26 protein-coding genes are annotated in these 26712 nt (G+C 40.0%); 10 read left to right on the top strand and 16 right to left on the bottom strand.

Features of this window, described 5'->3' with window-relative positions:
- Nucleotides 1-103 precede the first annotated feature (103 nt).
- Nucleotides 104-1831: a glutamine--tRNA ligase/YqeY domain fusion protein gene (locus FTU80_RS04100; protein WP_078193499.1), complete on the bottom strand. Its 1728-nt coding sequence runs from the start codon at nucleotides 1829-1831 to the stop codon at nucleotides 104-106.
- Between the two features lie 168 nt (nucleotides 1832-1999).
- Between FTU80_RS04100 and FTU80_RS04095 the strand changes: the two genes are divergently transcribed.
- On the top strand, nucleotides 2000-2509 hold the full coding sequence (locus FTU80_RS04095) for a peptidylprolyl isomerase (RefSeq protein ID WP_078193500.1): 510 nt from the start codon (nucleotides 2000-2002) through the stop codon (nucleotides 2507-2509).
- Nucleotides 2510-2647: 138 nt separating this feature from the next.
- Complete coding sequence (locus FTU80_RS04090; protein WP_180084321.1) at nucleotides 2648-3367, top strand: UDP-2,3-diacylglucosamine diphosphatase; 720 nt, start codon at nucleotides 2648-2650, stop codon at nucleotides 3365-3367.
- A 234-nt stretch (nucleotides 3368-3601) separates the two neighbouring features.
- Here FTU80_RS04090 and FTU80_RS04085 read toward each other — a convergent pair whose 3' ends face one another.
- Together FTU80_RS04085 and FTU80_RS04080 are read right to left on the bottom strand one after the other, a co-directional pair.
- Entirely contained in the window at nucleotides 3602-4861 is a 1260-nt protein-coding gene (locus tag FTU80_RS04085; protein ID WP_180084320.1) for a monooxygenase, read from the bottom strand.
- Nucleotides 4862-4873: 12 nt separating this feature from the next.
- Nucleotides 4874-6121 (bottom strand): SfnB family sulfur acquisition oxidoreductase, encoded by a 1248-nt coding sequence (locus FTU80_RS04080; RefSeq protein WP_180084319.1) that lies wholly within the window; start codon nucleotides 6119-6121, stop codon nucleotides 4874-4876.
- Between the two features lie 304 nt (nucleotides 6122-6425).
- Here FTU80_RS04080 and FTU80_RS04075 point away from each other — a divergent pair, with 304 nt between their 5' ends.
- Nucleotides 6426-7835 carry an LLM class flavin-dependent oxidoreductase gene (locus tag FTU80_RS04075; protein ID WP_180084318.1) on the top strand — a complete coding sequence of 470 codons (1410 nt, stop codon included), beginning with the start codon at nucleotides 6426-6428 and terminating at the stop codon, nucleotides 7833-7835.
- 52 nt (nucleotides 7836-7887) lie between these two features.
- Here FTU80_RS04075 and FTU80_RS04070 read toward each other — a convergent pair whose 3' ends face one another.
- Both FTU80_RS04070 and hpaI read right to left on the bottom strand, forming a co-directional pair.
- On the bottom strand, nucleotides 7888-8106 hold the full coding sequence (locus FTU80_RS04070; protein ID WP_111883736.1) for a transposase: 219 nt from the start codon (nucleotides 8104-8106) through the stop codon (nucleotides 7888-7890).
- A 327-nt stretch (nucleotides 8107-8433) separates the two neighbouring features.
- On the bottom strand, nucleotides 8434-9228 hold the full coding sequence (gene hpaI, locus FTU80_RS04065; protein ID WP_180084317.1) for a 4-hydroxy-2-oxoheptanedioate aldolase: 795 nt from the start codon (nucleotides 9226-9228) through the stop codon (nucleotides 8434-8436).
- Nucleotides 9229-9480: 252 nt separating this feature from the next.
- Between hpaI and nfsB the strand changes: the two genes are divergently transcribed.
- Both nfsB and FTU80_RS04055 read left to right on the top strand, forming a co-directional pair.
- Nucleotides 9481-10134: an oxygen-insensitive NAD(P)H nitroreductase gene (gene nfsB / locus FTU80_RS04060; protein WP_180084316.1), complete on the top strand. Its 654-nt coding sequence runs from the start codon at nucleotides 9481-9483 to the stop codon at nucleotides 10132-10134.
- A gap of 115 nt (nucleotides 10135-10249) precedes the next feature.
- Nucleotides 10250-10483, top strand: coding sequence for a hypothetical protein (locus tag FTU80_RS04055; protein WP_078188692.1), 234 nt, complete (start codon nucleotides 10250-10252; stop codon nucleotides 10481-10483).
- A gap of 350 nt (nucleotides 10484-10833) precedes the next feature.
- On the opposite strand, the gene FTU80_RS04050 is transcribed toward FTU80_RS04055, so the two are convergent.
- The 4 genes from FTU80_RS04050 to FTU80_RS04035 form a co-directional block, all read right to left on the bottom strand.
- On the bottom strand, nucleotides 10834-11688 hold the full coding sequence (locus tag FTU80_RS04050; RefSeq protein ID WP_180084315.1) for an EamA family transporter: 855 nt from the start codon (nucleotides 11686-11688) through the stop codon (nucleotides 10834-10836).
- 111 nt (nucleotides 11689-11799) lie between these two features.
- The gene (fba, locus tag FTU80_RS04045; protein WP_180007283.1) at nucleotides 11800-12837 is read right to left on the bottom strand and encodes a class II fructose-bisphosphate aldolase; all 1038 of its coding nucleotides are present in this window, start codon (nucleotides 12835-12837) and stop codon (nucleotides 11800-11802) included.
- A gap of 122 nt (nucleotides 12838-12959) precedes the next feature.
- Complete coding sequence (locus tag FTU80_RS04040; protein ID WP_078193510.1) at nucleotides 12960-13235, bottom strand: hypothetical protein; 276 nt, start codon at nucleotides 13233-13235, stop codon at nucleotides 12960-12962.
- Between the two features lie 151 nt (nucleotides 13236-13386).
- The gene (locus FTU80_RS04035) at nucleotides 13387-14574 is read right to left on the bottom strand and encodes a phosphoglycerate kinase (RefSeq protein WP_180084314.1); all 1188 of its coding nucleotides are present in this window, start codon (nucleotides 14572-14574) and stop codon (nucleotides 13387-13389) included.
- A 140-nt stretch (nucleotides 14575-14714) separates the two neighbouring features.
- Between FTU80_RS04035 and FTU80_RS04030 the strand changes: the two genes are divergently transcribed.
- From FTU80_RS04030 to FTU80_RS04015, 4 genes are all read left to right on the top strand, one after another.
- Complete coding sequence (locus FTU80_RS04030; RefSeq protein WP_078188698.1) at nucleotides 14715-15098, top strand: DUF2237 family protein; 384 nt, start codon at nucleotides 14715-14717, stop codon at nucleotides 15096-15098.
- Nucleotides 15098-15691 (top strand): nucleoside triphosphate pyrophosphatase, encoded by a 594-nt coding sequence (locus FTU80_RS04025; RefSeq protein ID WP_180084313.1) that lies wholly within the window; start codon nucleotides 15098-15100, stop codon nucleotides 15689-15691. Before FTU80_RS04030 ends, FTU80_RS04025 begins: the two co-directional genes overlap by 1 nt.
- A 106-nt stretch (nucleotides 15692-15797) precedes the next feature.
- The gene (locus FTU80_RS04020) at nucleotides 15798-16343 is read left to right on the top strand and encodes a hypothetical protein (protein ID WP_162689708.1); all 546 of its coding nucleotides are present in this window, start codon (nucleotides 15798-15800) and stop codon (nucleotides 16341-16343) included.
- A gap of 96 nt (nucleotides 16344-16439) precedes the next feature.
- Nucleotides 16440-17606 (top strand): cupin domain-containing protein, encoded by a 1167-nt coding sequence (locus FTU80_RS04015; RefSeq protein WP_180027242.1) that lies wholly within the window; start codon nucleotides 16440-16442, stop codon nucleotides 17604-17606.
- 50 nt (nucleotides 17607-17656) lie between these two features.
- Here the strand turns inward: FTU80_RS04015 and FTU80_RS04010 are convergent, their stop codons facing one another.
- From FTU80_RS04010 to FTU80_RS03985, 6 genes are all read right to left on the bottom strand, one after another.
- Nucleotides 17657-18352 (bottom strand): hypothetical protein, encoded by a 696-nt coding sequence (locus FTU80_RS04010; protein WP_180084312.1) that lies wholly within the window; start codon nucleotides 18350-18352, stop codon nucleotides 17657-17659.
- A gap of 23 nt (nucleotides 18353-18375) precedes the next feature.
- Nucleotides 18376-20214 carry an ATP-binding protein gene (locus FTU80_RS04005; protein ID WP_306669691.1) on the bottom strand — a complete coding sequence of 613 codons (1839 nt, stop codon included), beginning with the start codon at nucleotides 20212-20214 and terminating at the stop codon, nucleotides 18376-18378.
- 53 nt (nucleotides 20215-20267) lie between these two features.
- Nucleotides 20268-20951, bottom strand: a complete 684-nt coding sequence (locus FTU80_RS04000) for a response regulator transcription factor (RefSeq protein ID WP_078188703.1) — start codon at nucleotides 20949-20951, stop codon at nucleotides 20268-20270.
- A 225-nt stretch (nucleotides 20952-21176) separates the two neighbouring features.
- Complete coding sequence (locus FTU80_RS03995; RefSeq protein ID WP_180078403.1) at nucleotides 21177-21956, bottom strand: glutathione S-transferase N-terminal domain-containing protein; 780 nt, start codon at nucleotides 21954-21956, stop codon at nucleotides 21177-21179.
- Nucleotides 21957-22101: 145 nt separating this feature from the next.
- Entirely contained in the window at nucleotides 22102-22614 is a 513-nt protein-coding gene (gene rraA, locus FTU80_RS03990; RefSeq protein ID WP_180084310.1) for a ribonuclease E activity regulator RraA, read from the bottom strand.
- Between the two features lie 10 nt (nucleotides 22615-22624).
- Entirely contained in the window at nucleotides 22625-23290 is a 666-nt protein-coding gene (locus FTU80_RS03985) for an NAD(P)H-binding protein (RefSeq protein WP_180084309.1), read from the bottom strand.
- Nucleotides 23291-23505: 215 nt separating this feature from the next.
- Here FTU80_RS03985 and rpsT point away from each other — a divergent pair, with 215 nt between their 5' ends.
- Nucleotides 23506-23772 (top strand): 30S ribosomal protein S20, encoded by a 267-nt coding sequence (rpsT, locus tag FTU80_RS03980; protein WP_078188707.1) that lies wholly within the window; start codon nucleotides 23506-23508, stop codon nucleotides 23770-23772.
- Nucleotides 23773-23876: 104 nt separating this feature from the next.
- Here rpsT and FTU80_RS03975 read toward each other — a convergent pair whose 3' ends face one another.
- Nucleotides 23877-26471 carry a M66 family metalloprotease gene (locus FTU80_RS03975; protein ID WP_180084308.1) on the bottom strand — a complete coding sequence of 865 codons (2595 nt, stop codon included), beginning with the start codon at nucleotides 26469-26471 and terminating at the stop codon, nucleotides 23877-23879.
- Between the last annotated feature and the right edge of the window lie 241 nt (nucleotides 26472-26712).

The following is a 26712-nucleotide window of genomic DNA, read 5'->3' as shown; positions in this document are numbered from 1 at the left end:
TCTCAAGCATGAAAAAAGCCCAACCGAAGTTGAGCTTAATCTTAACCTACTTGATCTTAACCTATTGGGGATTCAAAGATGAATCCCTTTAAAAACTAAGATTTTATTTACCCGGTTTAAAACTGTCTTTCAAATCTAAGATGCGGTTAAACACTGGTTTTTCAGCTGTATGATCAAACTGATCTGCAACAAAGTAACCTTCACGTTCAAATTGGAAACGATCTTCAGGTTTTGCTTCTGCCAATGCAGGCTCAATGACCGCTTGAACCACTTTAAGTGATTCTGGATTTAAGTTTGCAAGGAAGTCATCACCCACTTCAGGGTCTGATTCAGTGAATAAACGGTCGTAGATACGAACTTCCGCAGCAATACCCTTGCTTGCAGAAACCCAATGTACAACACCTTTCACTTTACGGCCTTCAGGGTTTTTACCTAAAGTTTCAGGGTCGATTGAACATTTCAATTCAACCACTTCACCGTTCTCGTCTTTAATCACTTCATCACACTTAATCACATACGCATGACGTAAACGCACTTCACCGCCCGGAATAAGACGTTTAAAGCCTTTAGGCGCAACTTCTTCAAAGTCTTTACGATCAATGTAAATGTCTTGAGTCAACGGAATGATACGGTCACCCATGTCTACATTTGGATGACGTGCATGCACCAAATCCATTGCTTCAGGCAAGTTAGTTAAAGTCACTTTGAGTGGATTCAACACTGCCATACCACGCGAAGCAGTATTTTCTAAAGACTGACGGATGCAGTATTCAAGCATTGCAACATCTACGATACTGCCATCGACTTTAGTTACACCTACACGTTTACAGAAGTCACGCAGACCTTCTGGGGTAAAGCCGCGACGGCGCATACCCACAACGGTAGGCATACGCGGGTCATCCCAACCATTCACAAATCCACCTTCAACCAATTTACGTAATTTACGTTTAGAGGTAATGGTGTAATCTACATTTAGGCGGCTTGATTCATACTGATGTGGTACAGATGGTGATTTAACTTTCTCGACAACCCAGTCATAGAATGGACGGTGATCAACAAACTCTAGTGTACACAGTGAATGCGTAACCCCTTCAATGGCATCTGATAATGGATGCGCATAGTCGTACATTGGGTACATTTTCCATTTATCACCAGTTTGGTGATGTTCAGAATGCAAAATACGATACAAAATAGGATCACGCATATGGATGTTAGGTGAAGTCATATCAATTTTGGCACGTAGTACTGCCTGACCTTCTCCCAACTCACCATTACGCATTTGTTCAAAACGCGCTAAGTTTTCTTCTACGCTAGCATCACGTTGCGGCGAATTTTTACCCGGCTCCACAAAATTACCGCGGTTTAGTTTGATTTCTTCAGGGCTCTGCAAATCCACATAAGCATCACCTTGTTCAATCAATTGCACTGCCCAAGTGTAAAGCTGATCAAAATAGCTTGATGCATAACGTGGCTCGCCGTTCCACTCAAAACCTAGCCATTTCACGTCATTGGCAATACCGTCTACATACTCTTGCTCTTCGGCATCCGGGTTTGTATCGTCAAAACGGAGGTTACATAGACCTGCGAATTCTTGAGCAATACCAAAGTTTAGGCAAATAGCTTTTACATGACCAATATGTAGGTAGCCATTTGGCTCTGGTGGAAAACGTGTTACAACTTGTTCGGTACGACCTGCAGATAAATCATCTGTAATGACTTGACGTACAAAATCTAAGCCTGGCTGTTGTTCCTGCTGCGCAGCTTCGACAGGGGCATTGTTCTTGGTTGTCGGATTGTTAGGCAGGGATGAAACAACATCGTTTGGCTTCATGGTAATAAAATCACTTCTATAAAGATAAAATTAGGATAATTAAAACGCTTTTCTTTATTTTTAACAAAGAAAGTAACGTTTTTACTTGCCTTGTAGTTTACAGTTTGCTTATGCTTCTCACAACCAAAAAACCCATGGCTTTCATGTCCATGTACAGGAGATTACACAATGAGTTTTCCTCAAGTCGAATTAAACACCAATAAAGGTCGTATTGTTCTTGAGCTTAACACTGAAAAAGCACCTAAAACTGCTGAAAACTTCTTACAGTATGTTCGCGATGGTTTCTATGACGGCGTGATTTTCCACCGTGTTATTGATGGTTTCATGATCCAAGGCGGCGGCATGGATGAAAACTTCAAAGAAAAAACAACTCGTGATTCTATTGAAAACGAAGCTGACAACGGTTTAAGCAATGATGTTGGTACGATCGCTATGGCACGTACTCAAGCACCTCATTCTGCTTCAGCTCAATTCTTCATTAACGTTAAAAACAACTCCTTCCTTAACCACACTGGTAAAACAGCGCAAGGTTGGGGCTATGCAGTATTTGGTAAAGTAGTTGAAGGTCTTGACGTTGTTGACGCAATCAAAAGCGTTCGTACTGGTAACCGTGGCTACCACGCAGACGTTCCTCTAGAGAACGTTGTAATCGAATCAGCTAAAATCATTTCTGAATAATTTTTAAATTCTCCCTGAGTAGCATTGCTGCGCAAGTCCCTTTAATAAAGGAGGGAGTTTCAATATGAAATAAATGTCGGAACTCCTCCCTTTTCCAAAGGGAGGCTGGGAGGGATTTTTAGAATAAGGAAAAGATTCGTGACCTATCTGTTTATCGCTGATTTACATTTGTCACCTGAACACCCTCGACTCGTTCGGGGGTTTTTAGCTTTGTTAGAACAATACAAAACTCAAAATACCCAGCTGTATATTTTAGGTGATTGGTTTAATGCTTGGATTGGTGATGACTTTACTGCCCCATGGTTAGATGAAATCATTGCAGCGCTAAAAGATTTTACTTCTTTGGGAAATCAAATTTATTTCCAAGTAGGTAATCGTGACTTTGCATTGGGTCAAAAGTTTTTAGATAAATTTCACGGTCAATTATTACAAGACGTGGATTATCTCCACATTAGCAACTATAAAATTCGCCTTGAACATGGAGATTTACTTTGCACCGATGATGTGTCTTACCAAAAGTTTCGTAAAGTGATTCGTAATCCTTTGCTTTTAGGTTTCTTAAAAAGCTTACCGCTTAGCATTCGACAAAAAATAGCCAATGGATTCCGCAAAAAAAGTACAGAAACTAAGCAAGTTAAATCTTATGAAATCATGGATGTAAATGCTGAAGCTGTAGAAAAAGCTTTAGAGCATGCCGATCTACTGATTCATGGACATACCCACCGGCCCCAAATACATGATGTGCATGGCAAACTACGTATCGTTTTAGGGGACTGGCGCGCAGAACAAGCTCAAATATTAGAGGTTGGTGAAAACCCATCTGTGAGTGATTTAAAATTAAAAAAATGGTCTTACTAACCCTTAGACTTTAGTTAATCCTGTCGTCAAATTTGGTTAAAACAACACATCCATATATCAAGACATAGCCTTTTACCAGACTATCTCAACAGATTATCAATTGAACTGCATCCTACATATAGCAGATTAACGTCATTTAAAATCTTAAAAAAACAAAGTTTAAACTTAAAAATAATTTCACAAGGAATTCACTATGGACTACTTTCATCCACAGTGAACATCTTCAGATATTAATTAAGCAGCAATGACAGGTTGCTTAACTGCTGGACTATTACCAATTTGCCATACATATGGTAGCGGCGTTTGATTAATCTCCCAATCACCAATGACTTTCTGTTTATAAATAAGTGGATTATGCGATGACACTACACGAGCATTACGCCAAAAGCGGTCTAACTGTTTAGTTGTCGAGCTTGCTGAAGCGCCCAAGGCATTAAACAATTCACTACTCAAATTTAGTACCAACTCTGATATGACCACTTGCCCTTTAGAGGATTCAAGCTCCGCACGGTCATTCGCTTGCTGATCCAACTGGGTATCAGACTGAAAATGACTTAAATATGCGACATCCAAAGCTTCTGCTGCACGAAGTGTAATTGCTTGAGCTGCATAAGACTGTGCCGACGCCTTACCAATCACTTGTAAAATTTGTGCATCATCTCGAACTAAATCAGCATTACCATGGCTGTAAATACGTGTGCGTTCACGGACTTCATTACTGAAAACGTCCACAGCATTTTGTGCTATACCTGCCAGCGTTGCCAAATGCACGACCTGATAGAACGCCGTTTGATATTTAAAGCGCTGATCGAACGGCAAAATATGATCACGATCAATGCTGACATCTTGAATATTCAGTGTGCCGCTGCCTGTGGTTTTTTGGCCAAAGCCATCCCAGTCATCGTATACTTGTATGCCAGCGTCATGTGTTGAAATTGCGGCTATAACATGTTGATTCGTTGTTTCATCTAAAGCGAAAAGATCGATCCAATCTGCAAAGATTGTTCCGGTAGAATAGTATTTTTGACCATTGACCCTTAGCTGACCTTGCGCATTTTCAGTAACTCGGGTAACAACATTTCCAATTTCAACTTTTCCGATTTCTGTCCAAGCATTACCGACCAAATCGCCTTGCAGAAAGCGTTTAAACCAAACCGTTTGATCTTGTGTTTTTTGCGCATTTAAACGGTCTTCTACAAAAGCAAAATGACCTCTTAATGCCTGTACAACATTAGAATCGGCCTTAGCCAATTCAATTAACAACTGAAACAACTGTTTTTGTGAAACCCCGTCACCGCCAAAAGCCACGGGTACACGGACCGCACCAAATCCAGCTTGTTTTAACCATGAAATTGCATCATACGGCAGTTTCCTATTTTGTTCCCGCGCCAAAGCGCCTTCTGCAATTCTCTGAAAAATCGGACGGAACTTAGCGGCCACTTGATCATAGTCAGCCCCTAAAGATAAGGGCTGTTTATTATTTTGAATCGTCATAATCTTCTCCTCTTAACTCCAAGCATGGCGCGGCGGTGGTACATCATTTAAATAGTAGTTGCCTACAATATTCAGCTTCCAACGTACGGGATCGTGCAAAGTATGCGTGCGCGCATTACGCCAATGACGGTCTAAATTCAGCTCAGACAACGTTGATCGTGTGCCTGAGAGTTCAAATAGTTTATTCGCCGCAAGTAACGCAATTTCAGTCGTCAGGACCTTAGATTCTGCTGTCAGTAGTGTTGCCTCTGACACCGTTTCTTCTGTTGGGTTCTCTACGGCTCGGTCTATCGCTTCACCCGCCAAAGCCAACACTGCCTCTGCAGCTCGGAGTTTAATTTTCAACTCGCCGATGTTGGCAATCGTATACGGATCTTGCACCGCCGTTTCTAAGCCTGAATCAATCCAAGGACGTGCATGTTGGCGCACATATTGAATCGTTTCATTAATCGCACCGCGCGCAATACCAGCATCGACAGCAGATTGAATGAATTGAGAAATAGCGCCCGCAGCCGTTGGACGTTCAAAAGCTTGATGAATGGATACAATGTGATTTAAATCCACTTTGACATTGTCTAACAGTACAGAACCGCTGACTGTCGTTCTTTGTCCAAAACCACTCCAGTCATTAATAATGGTTAAACCAGGCGTATGCTGGGGTACTAAGGCCGCATAAGGCTTTCCATCATTCACTGCAACCACAGGTATCCAATGTGCAAGCAAAGCGCCTGTTGCAAAGAATTTTTGACCATTAATGAGCGCATAATCATCTTTAAACTCAATGGCTGTTGTTAATTCTGCAACTGTTTTGGAACCTTTTTCTGAAAATGCATTGCCAAAGCGTTTACCTTGTAAGACTTGATCAAAGAAAAACTCTTGCTGTGATGGATATGCATCCAAACGAATATGCTCGACAAAGGCCCAATGGTTTTGAGCAATTTGTCCTAGGGATGAGTCTGCACTAGAAATAATTTTGACCACTTCTGCAAGGGTTTTATAACTCACTTCTGCACCACCAAATTGACGCGGTACAGTAATGCCCCACAAACCTGATGCTGAATATTGCTGTACTTCCTGTAAAGGTAAGCGGCGTTCATGATCGCGTTTAGCTGATTCTTTTGTAAATTCCACTGCTAATTGTTCAGCAACCTCGATAGCTTCTTGATCAGATCGAATAATATGCGCTAAACCGTTAGATTGATAGAAATCGCGCGGAATGTTTTGCGCCTCTTTTAGTTTAATTTCAATTTTTGAAGTCATTATTAAAATTCTCAGTTTAGATATTATTCAAATAAGCTAGCACTTTTTATTTTGATTATTTATAGAATTATCATCAAAACAAATCAGTTTTCATGACATGGAATTTACATTTTTAATTGTCAAACAAAATCTTTATAAGCCGTACCAAACAAAAAAAATATCTGCTTATCCATATGAATATATGAAGTATTCAAAAATTATGATTAGCATTTATTCAGATTTGTTTTTGACTTTTTATTAATAAATGCAGCTGTATTTTTATATACCCTCTTATGCAAGAGATTAAATAACCCAGTAAAAAATCATGTCTAAAAATATTCGCTTCAATGCCTTTGAAATGAACTGTATTGCACATCAGTCACCCGGTCTATGGCGTCATCCATTAGACCGTTCTACAGAATACAAAGACCTAGAATATTGGACCGACTTAGCTAAAATTTTAGAACGCGGAAAATTTGATGGTGTCTTTATAGCAGATGTTTTGGGTATCTATGATGTCTATCATGGTTCTGCTGAACATGCGCTGACTGGCGCAGTGCAAGTGCCAGTGAATGATCCTTTGCAAATTGTTCCCGCAATGGCAGCCGTCACCAAACATTTAGGCTTTGGTGTCACGACTTCAATTTCATTTGAGCACCCCTATCCTTTCGCAAGGCGTATGAGTACTTTAGATCACCTGACGAAAGGCCGTGCCGGATGGAATATTGTGACTTCATATCTAGAAAGCGGCTCTAAAAATTTAGGCCTAAAAACCCAAGTCAGTCATGACAACCGCTATGACATTGCAGATGAATACTTAGAAGTCCTCTATAAACTTTGGGAAGGCTCTTGGGAAGATGATGCCGTGCTGCGCGATAAACAAAATGGTATCTTTGCTGATCACCGCAAAGTGCATCCAATTCAACATGAAGGAAAATACTTTACTGTTCCTGGCATTCATATTTGCGAACCTTCACCCCAGCGTACACCGGTTTTATATCAAGCTGGCGCATCCGCACGCGGACAGCAGTTTGCCAGTCAAAATGCAGAATGTGTTTTCATCTCGGCACCGACTCAAATTGCAGTAAAAAAACTGGCCAATGGTATTCGGCATAATTTAGTAAAAGAAGGCAAAGATCCCCATTCTGTCCTGATCTATACCATGCTGGCCATAGTGGTTGATGAGACCGATGAAAAAGCCCAAGCTAAGTTCCGTGAATATCAGCAATATGGCAGCTATGACGGCGGCTTGACCCTGGCTTCTGGCTGGTCAGGTGTCGACTTTTCTCAGTTTAAACCAACAGATCAAGTGGAATACATTCAAACCGATGCCATTCAATCCATGCTGCAATCTTATGTAGAGGCAGATCCTGATAAAATTTGGACGATTGAGGAAATTGCAAAATGGACCAGTGTCGGCGGTAACGGACCTGTTATTGTCGGCTCTCCAGCAACCGTGGCAGACCGTTTACAGGAGTGGATTGAGTACACTGGTATCGATGGCTTTAACTTAGCCTACATATTGGCGCATAAGAGTTTTGAAGATATTGTGGAATACGTGGTACCAGAATTACAACGTCGTGGTGTATATCAAACAGAATATGCTGACGGAACCTTGCGTGAAAAACTCTTCGGCCAAGGCGCGAAATTGCCCGACAACCACCGTGCGGCGCAATACCGATATAAAAACCACGCTCAAGTTGCGAACATCAATCAACACGGTGAAATAGCTTAAGCCGCTTTTTTTAGGCAAAAAAAAACAGCAGATGATCTGCTGTTTTTTGCTTTCAGGCTAAGCGATATAGCTGGTTTGGGCCAGTATAGAAGCTTTTACCATCTAGATTCAGGTTAAATGTCTCGCCTGTTTCTAATTCAATCATTTGCCCAACATCCACCCAAATTAAACCAGCATTGGTATTTTGTTGACGTTTCAAAGGCACCAATTTCACATTAATTTCATCGCCATTTACAGCTTTGGCAGTTTGCCAAGTATTTAAAATATTCAAAAGATTTACTCAACATGTGAGCTTTTTGTGACAGAACAAAGAGATTAATCAATCGGGTTTGGAATAATAATTCTGTAGTTACAAAGATAAGATTCAAGTCAGAAGCTTGAATACAGATAAATCACAATCAGCTAAATAAAAAAGATAAGCAGGAACATTACCCGCTTCGAGTTAAGCAGAAGTATACAATATTGCGCTTTGATTAGCAAAAGTAGAGTTTACATATACTCTAAGCTACTACTTTTGCTAAAATTATTGAATTAAAATTTTAACCATCGAGTAAATTAATTACCCATACAGTGAATAATATAACGAAGGCTGTATCGCTTAGTAACCACCTTCTGTTTTCGTAACTGGGGTATCATTTTTGTATTTCGATAAAAGTTCACGTAACGAATTCATGAGCACACTGGTATCGACACCCACGGCAACAAATTCTGTGCCTAACTCGATATATTTCTGAGTCACATCATGTTGTGTCGACAAAATACCTGCAGCTTTACCCGCCTTACGTATGCGCTGAATCGCATCAATCACGGTTTTTTGTACTTCAGGATGATTCGGATTCCCTTGATAACCCATCGTCGCCGACAAATCTACTGCACCAATAAACACCCCATCGATGCCATCAATTTTCAGTATTTCATCTAAGTTTTTAATCCCTTCAATTGACTCAATCTGAATCAGTAAACAGATATTTTCATGTGCATTTGCATAATAGTCAGGAATACTGTTCCAACGTGTTGCACGTGCTAATGCTGCACCAACGCCTCTAATACCCTCGGGTGGATAACGTACTGCCTTAACCATAAGTTGAGCTTGTTCAACAGTTTCGATCATAGGGATGAGCAAGGTTTGCGCACCGATATCCAACAATTGTTTAATCAGTTGCACACTACCAATTGGAGGTCGAACCACAGCCTGCGAAGGATATGCTGCAATACTTTGCAGTTGCGACAATGTCGTCCGCAAGTCACTTGGCGCATGCTCGCCATCAATTAGCAACCAGTCATAACCTGCATTTGCAGCTATTTCAGTACCATAAGCATCGGCTAAACCGACCCACAAACCAATCTGCTGTTCGGTTTTTAATTTTTTCTTGAAATGATTGGTGTAATCCATCGCTGCTGTCTCATGCTTAAACTATGATTAACTACAATTGATTAAACGCCTTTTGGCAAAAACTACCAATAGCATTTATCTATCTTATGATTTTATATAACTCTAATTCGCACTTCATACAGCTTAAATCTGTTAATTTTTAGCCAATGAGTACAGCATATACGACTAAGATCTATCTTTGGAAAATTTTCTCCTTAGACCATTTGGCCATTTATCCGCTAAACTACAGCAAACTATATCTGGAGATATTCGATGGATCTGTTAAACGTATCAAAACAACGCTATACCACGAAAGCATATGATCCTGCTAAAAAAATTCCACAGGAACAATTTGAGCGTTTATTACAAATACTCCGTTTAACACCATCTTCCATTAATATTCAGCCTTGGCATTTTTTTATTGCAGATCATGATGCAGCCAAACAACGCATTGCCAAAGCCTTAGTAGGAAAATATGCCTACAATGCCCCAAAAGTTTTAGATTCATCACATACGATTTTATTCTGTACTAAAGCAGACATCACTACAGAGCATTTAGATAATCTTTTAAATCAGGATGATCGTAGTGGTCGCTTTAAAGATGACAAAGCCAAACAAGGTCAAAAAGACAGCCGTACAGGTTATGTCGATTATTATCGTAATGAAAAAGGTGATATTCAACGTTGGGCTGAAAACCAAACATTTATTGCTTTAGGTCAAATGCTTTTGGCAGCAGGCATTGAAGGTGTGGATGCAACACCGATTGGTGGATTTGACGAAGCGATCATCACTGAAGAATTGGGCTTAGTTGAACAAAACTTGATTCCTTCTGTACTGATGACTTTAGGCTATCGTAGCGAAAATGATTTCAATGCGAAATTACCTAAATCACGTCTGAATGCTGAAGAAATTTTTACACACCTCTAAGCTTTCCATAAAACCGACGAAAGGGGCAATTTTGCCTCTTTTTTGTCATTTCAGGACTTATTATTTAAACAATTATCGAGTATATTCTGCTCAAAATATACTCAGGTCTCTCCCTATGCCTACAGCTATAAAATTACCCATGAAATTTCATTGCGAAGCGTGCAATACGGTTTATTTACAAAAATATGCGGGCGATATGCTCCATAGCTATCCAAACTGCCCAAACTGTAAACAACCGGGTCAGTTACAAGGCACGATTGAAACTCAAGATTTCCTAAAACACCCCGTTGCAGTGGGTAAATGTTATTTTGAAAACACCTTACAACGTTTTCAACAACTCACACGTTAACTAAGCATCTAAAACTAAAAGCCTTCAAATCGAGGGCTTTTTTAATAACGACATATTTAGCAACAATGTGAAAATATAATATTTATAAATTGGTCTGGACTTTGCTGAATAATTTGAATCAGAACAACAAATCAAGCAGAGGTGGGACATGTCATATTTACTACAAATGCCGATGAAGTTTGAATGCGGTCATTGCCATCAAATGTATCTACATACTTATCAATATACTGATCAATATACTGATCATCACTGCCCTGAGTGTCCAACCTGTCGAGATCAAGGACTGCTCATGGGCGTGGCTGAATGGGATGATTTACTACAACACCCGATCGTTTTTGCTAAAAATTATCTTAGACATACATGGCATATGCTAAGCAAACCACACTCATGATCCCTGCAATCAAACCAAAGACGGTTGCGACTCTCAATTTTTCTTTAAAGATGATGAGGCCCGCAACCACACCTAAAACCACGACCAAAATATTCATTCCAGCAAACACGATTGCAGGTGTGTCTTTAAGCAACATGTGGGCTTTCACATACAGTGCGATATTGGCAAAGTTTAAGAGACCTAAGCCCAATCCAGCGAGGATATTTTTGGTCTGCCCCAAACTGCCGTGCTGTACGATGTTATAAATGCTCGAAAGTAAGAATGCACAAATAAACACCAAATTTAAAGTCACCGCAAACTGCATGCCCAAACCTGAAGCAAATTTTAATAGCACATCAATCAGTGCATAGCCTGCCCAAACGCTTAATAAAAATAAAATACCCTGCTTTCCATCAATGCTTCCCTTGCGCTGTGAAAATAAAATCAGCAATACCGCAAGTACACCAAGTGCGATACCAATGAGCTTAATGGCATTAAAATATTCACTGAAAATAAAATAGGCTGCGCTAAGAGAAAGCACAACAGATAAACGCTGAGCCAATTCGGTTTTTAAAATACCCGCTGTTTGCAGTGAGCGCGCTAAGCAATAAAAAATCGTAGGCAGTAATACACCCAAAGCCGCAATTAAAACCCACGGTGTTTTATTAATCGAAATATGAGCTAGATCCGGTTTAAACCATAGAAAACATAAAATACTCGCGGATGCATAATTCCATGTGATCATTTGTGCAGGGTTAAAACCCCGATCACGACATAGTTTTAGAATTACTGAAACGAGAACACTGCAAATCGCGGCAGCAAAGATCAATTCCATGACACGCTCTTATTCTTGAGTTGTATTTAAAGCAATTTTTCTAAGTTCAAATCAAAGAAAAGCCCACTTAATTGTGGGCTTTTCTTCAAAAATAATCTATCTCAAGACAAATTATTTATAGTGACTCACCATTTTCTCTAAAGAAATTGGACGAATCTTGTCAGCATTACCCGCTGTACCAAATGCTTCATAACGATCGATACAAATTTGTTTCATTGCATCAACAGTTGCAGAGAAGAATTTACGTGGGTCAAATTCAGCTGGTTTTTCAGCCATCATACGGCGCATAGCACCTGTAGATGCAAGACGTAAGTCAGTATCGATGTTAATTTTACGAACACCGTGTTTGATTGCGTCTACAAGTTGGTCTACTGGAACACCATAAGTTTCGCCGATGTTACCACCGAATTCATTAATTACAGCTAACCATTCTTGTGGCACAGAGCTTGAACCGTGCATTACAAGATGCGTATTTGGTAACGCAGCGTGAATTTCTTTAATACGGTCAATCGCTAAGATGTCACCTGTAGGTGGACGAGTAAATTTGTACGCACCGTGTGAAGTACCCACCGCAATTGCAAGTGCGTCAACATTTGTATCTGATACAAATGAACGCGCTTCTTCAACTGAAGTTAAAAGTTGAGAATGGTCAAGTACGCCTTCAGCGCCTACACCATCTTCTTCACCAGCCATACCAGTTTCAAGGCTACCTAAACAACCGATTTCGCCTTCTACTGAAACGCCACACGCATGTGCCATTTGAACAGTACGACGAGTCACATCTACGTTGTATTCGTATGAAGTTGGTGTTTTACCGTCTTCACCTAAAGAACCGTCCATCATCACTGATGAGAAGCCAAGTTGAATAGAACGTTGACATACATCAGGGCTAGTACCATGGTCTTGGTGCATAACCACAGGAATATGTGGCCATTCTTCGATTGCTGCCAAAATCAAATGACGCAAGAACGGAGCGCCTGCATACTTACGTGCACCCGCAGATGCTTGTACAATTACAGGTGAATTTGTTGCATCTGCTGCAAGCATAATTGCACGCATTTGTTCTAAGTTGTTTACGTTGAATGCTGGTACGCCGTAAGCATGTTCGCCGGCGTGATCCAAGAGCTGGCGCAATGAAATAAGAGCCATAATATCCTCCCAGGTAATGCCGCATATTCTACATGCTCAATCATTTCAATTCAGCAACAAATAACACTATTTAAAAAAAAATCCCTGCATTTGCAGGGACTTTTTAAATAAAGACAACAATCTTAGTGAGCTGCTGCTGCTGAAGCGGCTGTTTCAGCGTCAGCTGTTGCTTCGTCTGCAGGTGCATTTGCAATTTCAGCAGGAACATCTTGGTTCTTTTCATCCAATACTGGCTTATCAAGTTCATCAATGGCTTTTTGTTGTTCTGGCGTTGTTTGAGCATTGTCTACGGCAACAGCAGATGCTTCTGATTCCGTTGGTGCAGACTCTTTTTTAGCACAAGCTGTCAAAGTTAATGGTGCGATTAAAAGTACAGCAAGTGCAAGTTTTAAGTTCATCGTTGTTTCCTACTACTGCGAATTAGGTGTTGCGATGAATTTTATTGCAGAAATATTGCACTTTGATGACGGCAAAATGAATGGGCGATAAAAAAAGGCTGACCGAAGCCAACCTTTTTTAATACTGTACTATCTTATTAATAATACTAAATTAAGCACGGTCAAGAAGCGCTGCTACGGCAGGAAGAGTTTTACCTTCAACGAATTCAAGGAAAGCACCACCACCAGTCGAGATGTAACCAATATTGTCTGCAACTTCATATTTATCAATTGCAGCAAGCGTGTCACCACCACCCGCGATCGAGAAGCCTTCAGATTCTGCAATCGCTAAAGACAATGCTTTGGTGCCTTCGCCGAATTGATCAACTTCAAACACACCTACTGGACCATTCCATAGAATAGTTTTTGAAGTTTTCAAGATTTCTGCAAATGCTTTTGCAGTTTCAGGACCTACATCCAAAATCATATCGTTGTCTGTTACATCTTCAACTTTTTTCACAACAGCTTTTGCAGCAGCTAATGAACCAAGGAAGTCAGCAAAATCAATTTCAGCAGCATCAGCAACAACAACATCTGTTGGAAGTGGTACAGATACTTTTGCAGCAATGGCTTTTGCTGTGTCGATCAGGTCATTTTCACAAAGTGATTTACCAACATTGAAGCCCGCAGCAGCTAAGAATGTATTGGCAATACCACCACCCACGATCAATTGATCACAGATGTCAGATAGTGAAGTTAATACATCTAATTTAGTAGAAACTTTTGAGCCTGCAACAATCGCAACCATTGGTTTTGCAGGAGTTTTAAGTGCACGGCCTAGCGCATCAAGCTCAGCAGCAAGTAAAGGACCTGCGGCAGCCACTTTTGCACAACGTGCTACGCCTTCAGTCGATGCTTCTGCACGGTGAGCCGTACCAAATGCATCCATAACGTAAACATCACAAAGTGCTGCATACTTAGCAGATAATTCAGGATTGTTTTTCTTTTCACCTACGTTGAAACGGCAGTTTTCTAGTAAAACCACTTGACCTGGCGCAACGTCAACACCGTCTAAATAATCAGTGATCAGTTGAACATCTTGACCCAAAGCTTCTGTTAAATAAGCGGCTACAGGTGCTAGAGACTGTTCTGCTTTAGGCTCACCTTCAACAGGACGACCTAAGTGTGAATACACCATTACAGCAGCACCTTTTTCTAAAGCTGCTTTAATTGTTGGCAACGCCGCACGTAAACGTGCATCGCTTGTAATCACGCCATTTTTAACTGGTACGTTAAGATCTTCACGGATCAGAACACGTTTACCCGCCAAATCTAGGTCAGTCATACGCTGAAAGTTCATGCATTACTCTCTTTTATTGATATCAAAACGCGACGATTTTAAATGATTATGCAGAAAAACGTTAGCTTCTTTTGCAGAAAAGCTATGTCGAGCCAAAGTTTTGTTATGATAGCGAAAAGCCTTATAAAGATTCAGCGCTTATGTCGATTCATCCAGACCCAAATATTAATCGTTTAAATGTTTTAGGCGAACCCTTGGCAAGCTGTTGTTTTGATCCGATTACCGGATATTTTAGAAATGGCTTTTGCCATACAGCAACAACAGACCTTGGTCAGCATACGATGTGTGCACAAATGACATCTGAATTTTTAAACTTTTCCCAAAAAGTTGGCAATGACCTAATCACACCCTTACCCGAAGTTGGTTTTCCAGGACTACAACCTGGTGACTTCTGGTGTATCTGTGTGACTCGCTGGGTGGAGGCGTATCAAGAAGGATTTGCCCCACCTATTAAAATACAAGCGTGTCACCAAGCGGCGCTGTCTTATGTGCCGCTTGATGTACTTATGGAATATGCAGTGTAATGAGTACTCCCAAAATCATTTTGGCTTCGAGCAGCCAAACCCGTAAAGACCTGATGGACCGTTTACGGATTGATTACCACTCAATCGTACCAGATATAGACGAAACACCTCGCGGTGAAAACCACGCCGATGAGTTAGCAAAGCGACTGGCATTTGAAAAAGCTTCTGCGATTGCAAACCAGCACCCAGACGCGATTGTGATTGGTTCTGACCAAGTCGCATGGCGCGAAGGTGCACCAGATATTTTTATCGGTAAACCGCTTTGCGATGAAAAAGCCATTAAGCAGCTTCAAGCCAATTCTGACAAAATCGTTTATTTCAGTACGGCACTCAGTGTCCAACAAAAATCGACAGGTTTTGAACAAACCCTTGTCGAGCACTATAAAGTGAAGTTTCGCAAACTTAGCTTGCCTGAAATTGAACGTTATGTTCAGGTTGAACAACCGTTACACTGCGCTGGCAGTTTTAAATGTGAAAGTTTAGGGATTAGCTTATTTGAAGAAATGATCGGGCAAGACCAAACTACACTCATGGGTATGCCGATGATTAAACTCTGCCATATTTTGCGTGAGCTTAAGATCTTAGTCCCATAATTTTAAAATCTTTATTTGTTACAGCATAATAAACACATCATTAGCTCTTTATGGGCTAATGATTAAAAAGTCACTTACTTATTTATTACAACCAAGAACTGAAAACATGAAAACGTTTAATTTAATTTCATCTAGCCTCATTAGCATTAGCCTTCTATTTTGTTCGACAAACGGTCATACCAATACAGTGAATCAAACTGTGACCAACTCTCAGCAATACAACAAAAACTTAGTCAATGAGTGGGTTCAATATAAATTTATCTATGCTGAATTAGAACAACAAGGCGCTGCGATGCAGGAGCAAATCATTCAACAACTGGGCACTAAAACCAAAACCGGTGGTAGTAACACGCCAGAACAACAAATCAATAAACTGGTTGCTCTAGGCAAACAAAAATTTGAAAGCATTCAACCACAAACAGTTGAAGTGAAAAAACTTCTAAAACTACAAACCGAAAATGTTGAAATGATGGCAAAAGTCATGCCGAATCATTTCAAATTAATGTCTGATAAAGAAAATACTAAAATTGACACCAATGCACATTTTGAGCAATTCATGAAATTTTCAGCGACCACGGCTGCTGCCAATAGCTATGATTTGGAAGTTGAAAAATTAGTCATGCAATATCTCAAAGACAATCCTTTAAAATAGTCTCAAGCTAATCGAAATAATTTAATGAAATAGAGCCTTGCTAAAAACAGGAATCTCAAGGGACAATATATCCATTGAAATTGTATGTATTTAGCTATGGCTCATTCTCTTGACATCCTCGGCGGCATCAGCGCTGAACAATTCCTTGCCGAATATTGGCAAAAAAAACCATTATTGGTTCGAAATGCACTCCCTGAAATTGCCCAAATACTTGAACCGAAAGACGTTCTAGAATTGGCTTTAGAAGATAACGTCACTGCACGTCTCATCAAACAAAAAGATCGTGATCCTAACCAATGGACAGTGAAATCTTCCCCACTACTTAAAGCCGATTTTCAAAAAATGCCGAAACTGTGGACTTTATTGGTTCAAGCTGTCGATCATTATTCTTTTGACCTAGCCGAGCTATGGAAGCAGTTTTCATTTATTCCGCAATGGCGTCGTGATGACATCATGGTGTCGTATGCACAAAAAGGTGGCTCTGTCGGGCAACATTTTGATTTTTACGATGTATTCCTCGTACAAGGCTATGGTCACCGCCGTTGGCAATTGGGTCAGATGTGTGATGCAGATACTTCATTTGTCGAAGGTCAACCGCTTCGCTTACTGCCAGAAATGGACGTTCATTTTGATGAAGTACTTGCTCCCGGCGACTTACTTTATGTGCCACCAGGCCTATCACATTATGGCGTAGCTGAAGATGAATGTCTGACGTATTCATTTGGCTTCCGCATGCCAAATGTCACTGAAATGATGGATCGAGTGACAGACAAATTCACAGACAATCCTCTACTTAAAAATCCATTAACTGACATTTTACGTGACCAAATCAGTGCGATTGGCCAAGTGACTGAAAATGAACTTGAGTATTTAAAAGAAAAGTTATTTGAACAATTGCAAAATTCAACCGTACTTGAAGATGCAATCATGAGCTTAATGTCAGAACCTAAATATCCTGACAATATTCCTGAAGCCGAAGAAATCGGCACTGGTGATCTTGAAGAGGCCTTAGATCAAGGCTATCAACTCATGTTAGAACCGGCTTCACGCTTACTATATACAGAGCAAGACGGTGATATTTTGTTTTGGGCAAATGGCGAAGGAATCTGTATCTCAGACGAATTTGCAGTGCATTTAAAAACCATTGCCGATGGCCAAAGTCTAGCGCTAGACGAATCTTTATATGATGCTGATATCTTAGAAGATATTGCCATGCTATTAAATGAATCTGTGCTGATGCTCGTCCCAACGGAAGCTGAATAAACTCAATAAAAAGGGAGCGTCATGCTCCCTTTTTATACTGCTGAATAGCATTATTTTCGCTTTCTACGATTTAAAAAATCTTCGACTTGATCGGCTTTTTTCTCCACGATCACACGATAAACCCATACAATCAATAACACCAATCCAATAAACCAAAGATAGCGCATTACACCGTATTGACTACCTTTGCCTTGCCAAATTTGTAATTCAATACTTTGAAACTCCACATTCCTTGACTCTAACAAACTCAGTTGACTGGTCATACTATTTGGCTCAATGGCAGCATTGACTGAAAACGGCGCACCGTCCATAACAAAAATAAAATCTTGTCCTGCATCCAATGTTTCTAATCGTTCAACCTGATCAACACCTGCATCCATTTGCATAAGATTGCTTGAGATTTGTTGAATAGCAGCATTGTAGTTATCAATTTGAAATTTTACAGATGCCTCACCACTGGTCATTGCCCTACCTCTGACCAACAAGACTGCACGATATAGGTTTTGGCTCGATGTCGCCGTGTAATCCACTGCAAAATTTTTAGTGTTTAATGCATTTGTATCGCTTTGACTTTCACTGAGTAATTGTTGAATTTCTTCGGTACTTAACACTGCTTGTTGGAACAAAATCTGCCCATACTCACCTGGTTTAGACGCATGATCCTGCGAACCACAAGCGGCGATAAAAGTGACACAGCAGAAGAATGCAATGCGCTTTAGATGACTTAATATCGAATTGATCATCATTTTTATTATTTCAACATATTATTTTATGCAGCTGATTTTAAATTAATTTCTGTTTGAATAATGGTACAGCCTTGCTGAGAATGAATTTTGAAATTTCCGCCTATACGCTCCACACGCATTTTCATACTTCTCATACCGATACTCATGCCATGATTTGAAACACTCTCAACATCAAAACCGACGCCATCATCTTCAATAGTTAATAACAATGCGCCATTTTCGAACTGTGACAGCGTGACATTGACATGATTTGCTTGGCTATGTTTCACAATATTGGTCAGGCTTTCTTCAATCACTCGTATTAAAGTCAGACACTGAATTGCCGTTGGTTTGATCGCCCACTGCGAAGGAATACACCATTTGGCATTCATTTCCACTTCATCCATCAACTGACTAAAGCGATGTCGAACAGGTGCGATCCAGAGCAAAGGTGAATCTGGCACTTTACTGTCTAAAGATGATCCACTATCAATAATTTGCCTTAAATCATCGCGCAATAATTTCAACATCGACAAGAACTGTCTGTTTGGAATATTACTTTCACACTGATCAACCAAGATCATCGAGCGCACAATGGATGCGCCCAGACCATCATGCAGATCATGCGATAATTTAATCCGTTCCTGCAGGCGTACATTACTCAGTTCAAGCTGATGTTTATCATTCAAGCTACTACATAGTTCATCACTGACTTTCTGAACTTCAAATGCCAAATCATCATTATATTTTTCAATTTTCTGTATATTTCGATTGAGTCTCGCCCCCAAGATCACCACTATAAATAAGGTTATAATCGGTGAAGTAAAGGGTGATAAAGGTGTAAAATTTTCTTTTGGAAAGAGTACCAAGACCATGATGTCAGCTATGACTATCACAATTATCGCAGTCAAACAGATTGCTAATAAAATATAGTCCTTTCTTCGTTCTTTGAAACAAATTTTACACAGATAGAGGTAAGTGATAAAAAAGAATGCACAATACAAAAAGAAAATAAGGCTCGAAATATCTGCATTTTGTTCGAATGGCCAAATACACACCGCACCAATCAGTGCAGCAGTCAACATTGTAAATGACAGTTCTATTCGTGGAAACTTACGCCCAAGAAAGCGTAAGATATAAATGCTAAAGCACTGAAAGTACAGCATTACAAATATCAGATTAGCTTTGGCAGAAAAAACCGAATCTGGGTATGGAAAGGTTTCAGTAGTCAGGGCATTACTGAGAAATAAAATCCACAGCACTGTTGAAAGCGCAAACCAGCCAAAACTGGTATCACGAGGACGCATCAACCAAATGATAAAGCAAATTAGACCCAAGACCCCAGAAAGAAAAATATTTAACTGTAATATGGTCCGACGTGTAAATGTTGTTTTTTCGGCTTGCTCTACCGTTGCCATTACATTGTTAAATACTACTGGGCCCAAGCCAGCATTTAAACTCGAGTAACCATACACATAGATCAAAGTTTCATTATGATCATGTTTGATTCCACTTATCGGTAAAATCCAATAGCGCGCAACATTCCAACTTTTAGAAATCGGTTCTTGAAGATTTTTATTGGTCCACAGCAAGTCGCCATTCAGAAAGACTGAACCCGTATTAATGATATAATCAATATATAGTACGATGGGTTCTGCCAAACGGGCATTATTTTTACAGTACCAAGACCAGTCTAGTCTATACCAAGCACCACCTTGATAACCTTCCCAGTCTTTATCTTCTTTCCAACGATCAGGTAATTGTGTGGTTTTCCATCCCGTTCTGGGTAATTCTTGATTGGATGGTGTCTTCACCCTTGAAATGCTATTCACAGTTACATTACATTGATCATTTACAGGGAATACTTGCTCTGCATGACTCAAGCTCCCCCATACTAAACAGAGGATAAATAAGAAAAAATATCCTCCTTTACGCATTATAGAATACCCATAGATCTTGCTGTACTCACGGCTTTGGTTCGTTTCGTTACGGCTAATTTTCGGTAAATATGTTTAATATGGCTTTCTACGGTATAGCGTGATACAAAAAGCTGTTCAGCAATCTCACGGTTACTCAAACCTTGAGCAACCAAACATAAAATTTCTTTTTCACGACTGGTCAGCAGGTTTAAGTCTGCTTCATCGGCGACTGTTTGTTCTGGACTTGGTGCTTCAGCTTCGGATATTTGTTTTAGGATTTCTCGTGCAATAAATGGGTCAATCGGCGCCCCACCACGTAAAATACTCCGAATAGATAAAAGTACTTCAGCATCATCACGTTCTTTTAATACATAGCCTGTTGCACCTGCTTTAATCGCAGCAAATAAGCTTTCTTGTGTACTCCATGCAGAGACAACCAAGATCATAGTATTACTTTCGAGGGAACGTATTTTTTCAATAATTTCGATACCACTGCCATCAGGCAAACCTAAGTCAACTAAGGCTAATGATATCGGTTGTGTCTCTACGGCTTGAATAGATTCTTTAACATTTTTGGTGAAGATAAGCTCTTCACGCTTATAACCCAGCTCCGTCAAAATTTGACGTAAACGTAATTGAATAATTTCCTCATCTTCAACGACAAGCACCGGTACGGGTAGTATGACTTCTTGTGGTGACATGATTTACTTCCCCCGAAAAAATGAAATGTCTTTTACATTAATGAGTTTAATCCTTTTAGGATATCCCTATAATTAAGTAAATTTCTTATTTTTAATAATTTATTCTAATTCAATTGATGCAGCTATGATGCATTTTTCTTCTAATTTTAGACCCATTTATCATTACAATATGTGTATAGCCATCTGTCTGACTATACACTGCACTTAGCTTAAACTTGAGTAAGATTAGCTCAAATATTGCTTTTTCAGATATTGCACAATTTTTTCAGATTCAAAAAGTTCTACACCAGTATTAGGATCTTTCAAGTATGGCACTTGAATATTGTTCCCCATGATTTTTAACACTTGTTCACGCTTACCACCTTTTAGAGGTACATATTTACCAGGTTTTAAGCGCATTATCGCTAATCCTTGATCTTGCCAACGCTCCTTAGCCACATTATGAAAGGTATATGCCAATTCCATTTCAGACAATGCGCTACGTACGATGCGTGTATATGGACTCGCTTCAAAACCCCATAGTTCTAAGAGTTGACTTGGTGCATCACGATGGATAACTTTACGCTGCACCCACACCCCTTGAGCCCCATTAATTAAAGTTCCAACATAGGCAACATACGGAATTTTAGGATAATTGGCATATTTTTTAGGCGTTTGGCCTGTTTTGCCATAATGTTTAAATAGATGATGAATAATTTGCTGAGATTCGTACAAACGATCCCCAGTATTGTCATCCACCAAGAAAGGAAATTGTTGTTTTCCACCTAATTTCTGTACCTCTAAACGGTACTTTTTAGCCCCTTTGGGACATGGGTAGACCTCATAATCCAAATTGAGTGTGGTTAGTACTTCTCGTACACGACGACAATAGGGAGACCCTTCAAATTCATACAGTTTAAGGGCTTTTTCAGGTTGTTTCGGATAAGGCGTCCCATTTGTACCTCGTCCGCCTTCTGCTACGCCTGAGAGCAACGCTTGCGCCACTTTTAATTGATGCAACAACATACTTTTTCCTTTCTTTTTTTATTTGGTATTTTTATACAACAGCCGAGAGTCCTCAGCTGATGTTTGTATTTTCTTTTTCACATTTATATCGTCGTGTATGAGCAAGAATTACGCTTTCATTCCACGACTAAAAATTCAAATACGCTTATAAAGCAACCAATTGCTCTTTTGAAACAACGATGCCGTTATTATCAGCATAGATAAAATCACCAGACTGAATGTTTACACCACCAAAACTTAATGGAATATCTGTTTCACCCACGCCTTTGCGGTTACTTTTTTGTGGAATCGCAGCCAAAGCATGCACACCTAAATCAAGTTCTGCAATCGCATCAACATCACGCACGCAGCCGTAAATAATGACACCATTCCAATGATTGTTGACTGCAGATTCAGCAATCATATCACCCATCAAGGCACAGCGCATCGACGCACCACCATCCACAACCAATACTTTACCCGTACCATCGGTTGCCAATAATTCTTTAACACGAGAGTTATCTTCAAAACATTTGACCGTAATCACCTGACCGCCAAAACTTTTCCGTGCACCATAACTTTGAAAGAACTTACCATCCAATGACGGGATCACCACTTGTAATTCTTTATCTGGATGATCATCAAGTAAATCACAGGTGACGAATGGAACTGTAGACACGGTATTTCCCTCATTTAATTGTTAGTATGCGTAAATTATCATAAATCTCGAACTTTTCAGTCTGAGTTTGTGCAGCCTCGACCATAGTATGAGCCACTTGCTGTGCTGTCACTGGCTTAAATTTGAAACGGTCAGGCACAAAATGCGAAAAGCGCATATAGAGCTTCTGTGTCGCATCTTCTAAACGTCGAGATTCATGACGCTCACCAAGTAACAGCGAAGGCTTTAATATCGAAAGTTGATTTAACTTTAAGGTTTTTAAATAATATTCCAATTCCCCTTTGACTCGATTATAAAAAAATGCGGAATTGGCGTCAGCGCCCATAGCACTGACAATGATCAAATGGGTTTCTGTATATTCTAATAATTCAGCAAAATGCGCATTGATGCTAAAATCAATTTGATAAAAATTATCTTTAGACCCTGCTTTTTTAATGGTCGAGCCTAAACAACTAAAGGCATGACTATAATCTCTCACATCATCCTGAGTCAGAGAAAGAAAGTCACTAATAACCAATTGTTGAACTTTTGCCAGTCCATTCAGTTCATGGTCACGCTGACGTACCACAGCAGTAATATTCTTACATCCTGTATTTTGACTGAGCTGACGAACCAGCTCCCGCCCGACCAATCCTGTTGCCCCAATGACAATTGCATTCTCTATACTTTTAGTCATTTTTCATACAATCTCAATCACTTTAGACTAATCTAACGTTTTCTTTAAAATTTTTCTGCATCTAAAATGTTGTCAAAGCATGTCAAGACTTGACTTAAGCGCTTAGTTTAATCACAATATGGCACTTGTTTACGGGCTGGTGATAGTTCTTCTGATGTTGGTTTTCAGATGTAATTTCAGCCCGCCCAGACCAATCTATTTCAAGGAGTGCACGAGTGGCAAACTCTGCTCAAGCAAAAAAACGTGCTCGTCAAAACGTTAAAGCACGTCAACACAACGCAAGCTTACGTTCTATGGTTCGTACTTATCTTAAACGCACAGTAGCTGCTATTGCTGCTGGTGATTACGCTGTCGCTACAGAAGCTTACAAAAAAGCTGTTCCTGTAATCGACCGTATGGCTGATAAAGGCATCATCCATAAAAACAAAGCTGCTCGTCATAAGAGCCGTTTAAATGCACAAGTTAAAGCTTTAGCTAACTAATTTGTTGCGATGAAAAAAGCCCTTTTTAGGGCTTTTTTTGTGCCTATCGATTTTTAAAGGCAAAAAAATAAGGTCCAATAAGGACCTTATTTTCTATTTACAGATTATTTATTGATCAACCTCATATTCGTCGCTGATAAATATGTCCATAATAAGTTTTGGCTTGCTGTCAAATTTGTCCAACGTTGATTGCCACCATTGGTACAGCTATATCGAATTAAATCCGCACGGTTATTCTGCAAACGTCCCGTATTTAAATCCATACATTGACCACTTTGACGAATCGTTGTAGTCGTAGGGTCCATGGTCCAAATTTGGTTGGTTTGGTTTAACACGCAACGTTCTAGCGTCACTTTAGCTGAACCACCGTTGCCTGTTATGCATTGATCTGGATTTGACTTGCTGTGTATACGACCAATCGCATCATATACCCACTGTTCAGTATCATCCGCCGTACAACCGCTTGGGCCACTGATGTATAAATTTAATGTTCCATCAGTTAAGGTTTCAGATTTCAAACAGTTGTTACCATTTTTGATCAATGTCGCCTGCTCGAACAAACCTTCTTGAGTGACTGAAAGCTTTTTCATAAATGCTTCGAGCGCGCTTTGCGCCTCAGGTACTTGATTGGTTAGGTCTTGAGCATACACATTCATCCAACGATTTAGTCGGTATGCGGTGTTTTGTTGCGACTCATAACGGGTTAATTGCTGACGCGCCACACTATTCATCAATGACTTGTCATTTTTATATGACTCATACAGCATTTTTTCAGTTGGATTAAGAGCAACAACAGCATTTGCAGCTTGCGCTTCCAAAGCACTTTCCAATTGAGGAAGTTCAATAGCACGCAAAGCACTATAACCATGTTGACGTCCAATTTTGACGGCCGGCTTGATCGCTGTGCTGTAAACTGGAATATCAATATTTGCTAATAATTTGGCTTCTTCACCTGCTTTTTTACAGTATAAATCGACCTTCTGTGGTTGATCTGCCAAAGCTAAATTGACATGCAGTTTATTGGCATTACTACCTAATCGTGCAGGTGCTAAAGCAATATTGTTGACTTTATGAGTGTATTGCACATTCAACCAACATGCCGCTTGATCTAAGGCCGTATTGGCAGCTGTTAGATCATAAACATTGCCCCAGTTTGAACGTGCCGCAGGGTATAACAAACCGACTTGATTGACTGGATCATAACCACCTAAAATTGTAATGACAGGCTGCCCAAAGACCCGTGGTCGTGGATAATTTTGATCTGCGTTATACCAAACCGGAGCCGTCGAATTTGGCATTTTCGGTTGTGCGACTTCCATCTCACGAGTGGTTTTGTTCCACTTTTTATAGCCTGTAGGTGATGTTTCATCCCAGACATAACGGTCAAAGTGTGGTTGAATTTTCAGGAATGTGCTGTAACCCGTGTAGTGCGTATATCGTGATACATTACTATCGGTATACCCTCCAGACATGGCATCTTTACCGTACGGGAACAGATTTTTAAAATTAGGGATCCCATTGCTACCATCCCACTTCCATGTCGCTGTCCACGATAAATTACCACGCATCATATGACGGTTGGCAATATAGCCCCATCCACTATCCGCATGATGTGCAGCCCAAAATAGATTGTCGCCTACCTGACCAGGGTAATGTCCTAAACCATAGTGATGACCGATTTCATGGCTAAATTCATTCCCTACAGAATCATAGAGCGTCAGCATACCATTACCGCCACTCAGTCCATGAGTATGCACACCATTGGCATAGCTCCCCTTCGTATGATGGACAACCACTGTTTGGGTTAATTGTGGCTGGCTTTGGTTGGCCATAGATGCACTGGTAATGCCCCAGTTGGCAAGGTTTATACCGACACTAAAGGTTGATTTACCGACATCTTCACGCATGTCTCCTGCATAAACACCACCATCTCCAGCACTTTTACTGTCATAAATAACACCTGAGGAAACCATTGCACGTGTTAACTGCATATCATCATATTGTGCAACGGTCATTTCTGCTGCAGGAATGGTTTGGAAATAATCTGTACCTGCTTTTTCAGGCTCAAGCAGCATATAGTGACCGGTAGAATTTGGCTTATCTGCCAACATACCAACACGGATATTATTTAAAACCAATTCACCTGGTGCAGCAAAATCGATTTTATCTTCAGCCAATTCACCGCTGACTTTATTTGCATCGATAAATTTTAATCTTAGACCGGGTTTAACTTCATCCCAATTGAGTTTCGTGGTCCACGCGCGTTTACTGTACCAAACATCTGGACGACCTCTTTGCCCACTCTGGTCTGAAACAGGCATTTGCGTCGGATCATCCAATGTCGCGGTACGAATTAAGCGGTTGTTTTGATAGATTTCTACTTTGAGTTGCTTGATGTTTTGCATATCAAGTGTTGGCGTCACGATAAGCAGCGCTTCTTTTTCACTGGTTAACTGTGGCATTTTCTTGGCTTCGTTCGCATTCGGATCGACGACATGACTTTGACCAAATTGAACTTGCGCTGAAAAGTTGCCGACTAAATCATTTCGTATTTCACGAACAGCATCATTTGCATCGTAGTCATAAAAGCCAATACTGGTATCATCGACTATGTCTTGGGTCGGTTCTGGATAATTTGCAGTTGATGCAGAACCACTTGAACTATCACCACCGCCTCCACCACCACAAGCAACTAACATGAATGACACAATACAAATTGATAATTTGTTATATGAAAAATCTATCACACTTTTCACTACTATTCCCCAATTAGCCACAAAAAAATCCAATAAAGAGACTTACATAAAATATATAAATCAATAAGTTACAACAAATATAATGCTATTTTCTTTTTATTAATCATTCAATTGCCGCGTTTTGTCACTTATTAACAATTCAAATTAAATCTAAATATTTAGTATTGGCTGAATCACGATTGCT

It is taken from the genome of Acinetobacter sp. YH12145, from assembly GCF_013418335.1.
Lineage (GTDB): Bacteria > Pseudomonadota > Gammaproteobacteria > Pseudomonadales > Moraxellaceae > Acinetobacter > Acinetobacter amyesii.
This window is presented reverse-complemented; position numbering and strand designations above follow the sequence as displayed.

Coding starts and splice junctions, on each gene's coding strand:
- FTU80_RS04040 (WP_078193510.1), bottom strand. CDS start 13,235: ATGAACTTAAAACTTGCACTTGCTGTACTTTTAATCGCACCATTAACT.
- FTU80_RS04095 (WP_078193500.1), top strand. CDS start 2,000: ATGAGTTTTCCTCAAGTCGAATTAAACACCAATAAAGGTCGTATTGTT.
- FTU80_RS04010 (WP_180084312.1), bottom strand. CDS start 18,352: ATGATGATCAATTCGATATTAAGTCATCTAAAGCGCATTGCATTCTTC.
- FTU80_RS04055 (WP_078188692.1), top strand. CDS start 10,250: ATGCCTACAGCTATAAAATTACCCATGAAATTTCATTGCGAAGCGTGC.
- FTU80_RS04025 (WP_180084313.1), top strand. CDS start 15,098: ATGAGTACTCCCAAAATCATTTTGGCTTCGAGCAGCCAAACCCGTAAA.
- FTU80_RS04100 (WP_078193499.1), bottom strand. CDS start 1,831: ATGAAGCCAAACGATGTTGTTTCATCCCTGCCTAACAATCCGACAACC.
- FTU80_RS03985 (WP_180084309.1), bottom strand. CDS start 23,290: ATGACTAAAAGTATAGAGAATGCAATTGTCATTGGGGCAACAGGATTG.
- nfsB (WP_180084316.1), top strand. CDS start 9,481: ATGGATCTGTTAAACGTATCAAAACAACGCTATACCACGAAAGCATAT.
- FTU80_RS04000 (WP_078188703.1), bottom strand. CDS start 20,951: ATGTCACCACAAGAAGTCATACTACCCGTACCGGTGCTTGTCGTTGAA.
- FTU80_RS04015 (WP_180027242.1), top strand. CDS start 16,440: ATGGCTCATTCTCTTGACATCCTCGGCGGCATCAGCGCTGAACAATTC.
- FTU80_RS04030 (WP_078188698.1), top strand. CDS start 14,715: ATGTCGATTCATCCAGACCCAAATATTAATCGTTTAAATGTTTTAGGC.
- FTU80_RS03995 (WP_180078403.1), bottom strand. CDS start 21,956: ATGTTGTTGCATCAATTAAAAGTGGCGCAAGCGTTGCTCTCAGGCGTA.
- hpaI (WP_180084317.1), bottom strand. CDS start 9,228: ATGGATTACACCAATCATTTCAAGAAAAAATTAAAAACCGAACAGCAG.
- FTU80_RS04075 (WP_180084318.1), top strand. CDS start 6,426: ATGTCTAAAAATATTCGCTTCAATGCCTTTGAAATGAACTGTATTGCA.
- fba (WP_180007283.1), bottom strand. CDS start 12,837: ATGGCTCTTATTTCATTGCGCCAGCTCTTGGATCACGCCGGCGAACAT.
- FTU80_RS04050 (WP_180084315.1), bottom strand. CDS start 11,688: ATGGAATTGATCTTTGCTGCCGCGATTTGCAGTGTTCTCGTTTCAGTA.
- FTU80_RS04035 (WP_180084314.1), bottom strand. CDS start 14,574: ATGAACTTTCAGCGTATGACTGACCTAGATTTGGCGGGTAAACGTGTT.
- FTU80_RS04080 (WP_180084319.1), bottom strand. CDS start 6,121: ATGACTTCAAAAATTGAAATTAAACTAAAAGAGGCGCAAAACATTCCG.
- FTU80_RS04085 (WP_180084320.1), bottom strand. CDS start 4,861: ATGACGATTCAAAATAATAAACAGCCCTTATCTTTAGGGGCTGACTAT.
- FTU80_RS03975 (WP_180084308.1), bottom strand. CDS start 26,471: ATGTTAGTTGCTTGTGGTGGTGGAGGCGGTGGTGATAGTTCAAGTGGT.
- FTU80_RS04020 (WP_162689708.1), top strand. CDS start 15,798: ATGAAAACGTTTAATTTAATTTCATCTAGCCTCATTAGCATTAGCCTT.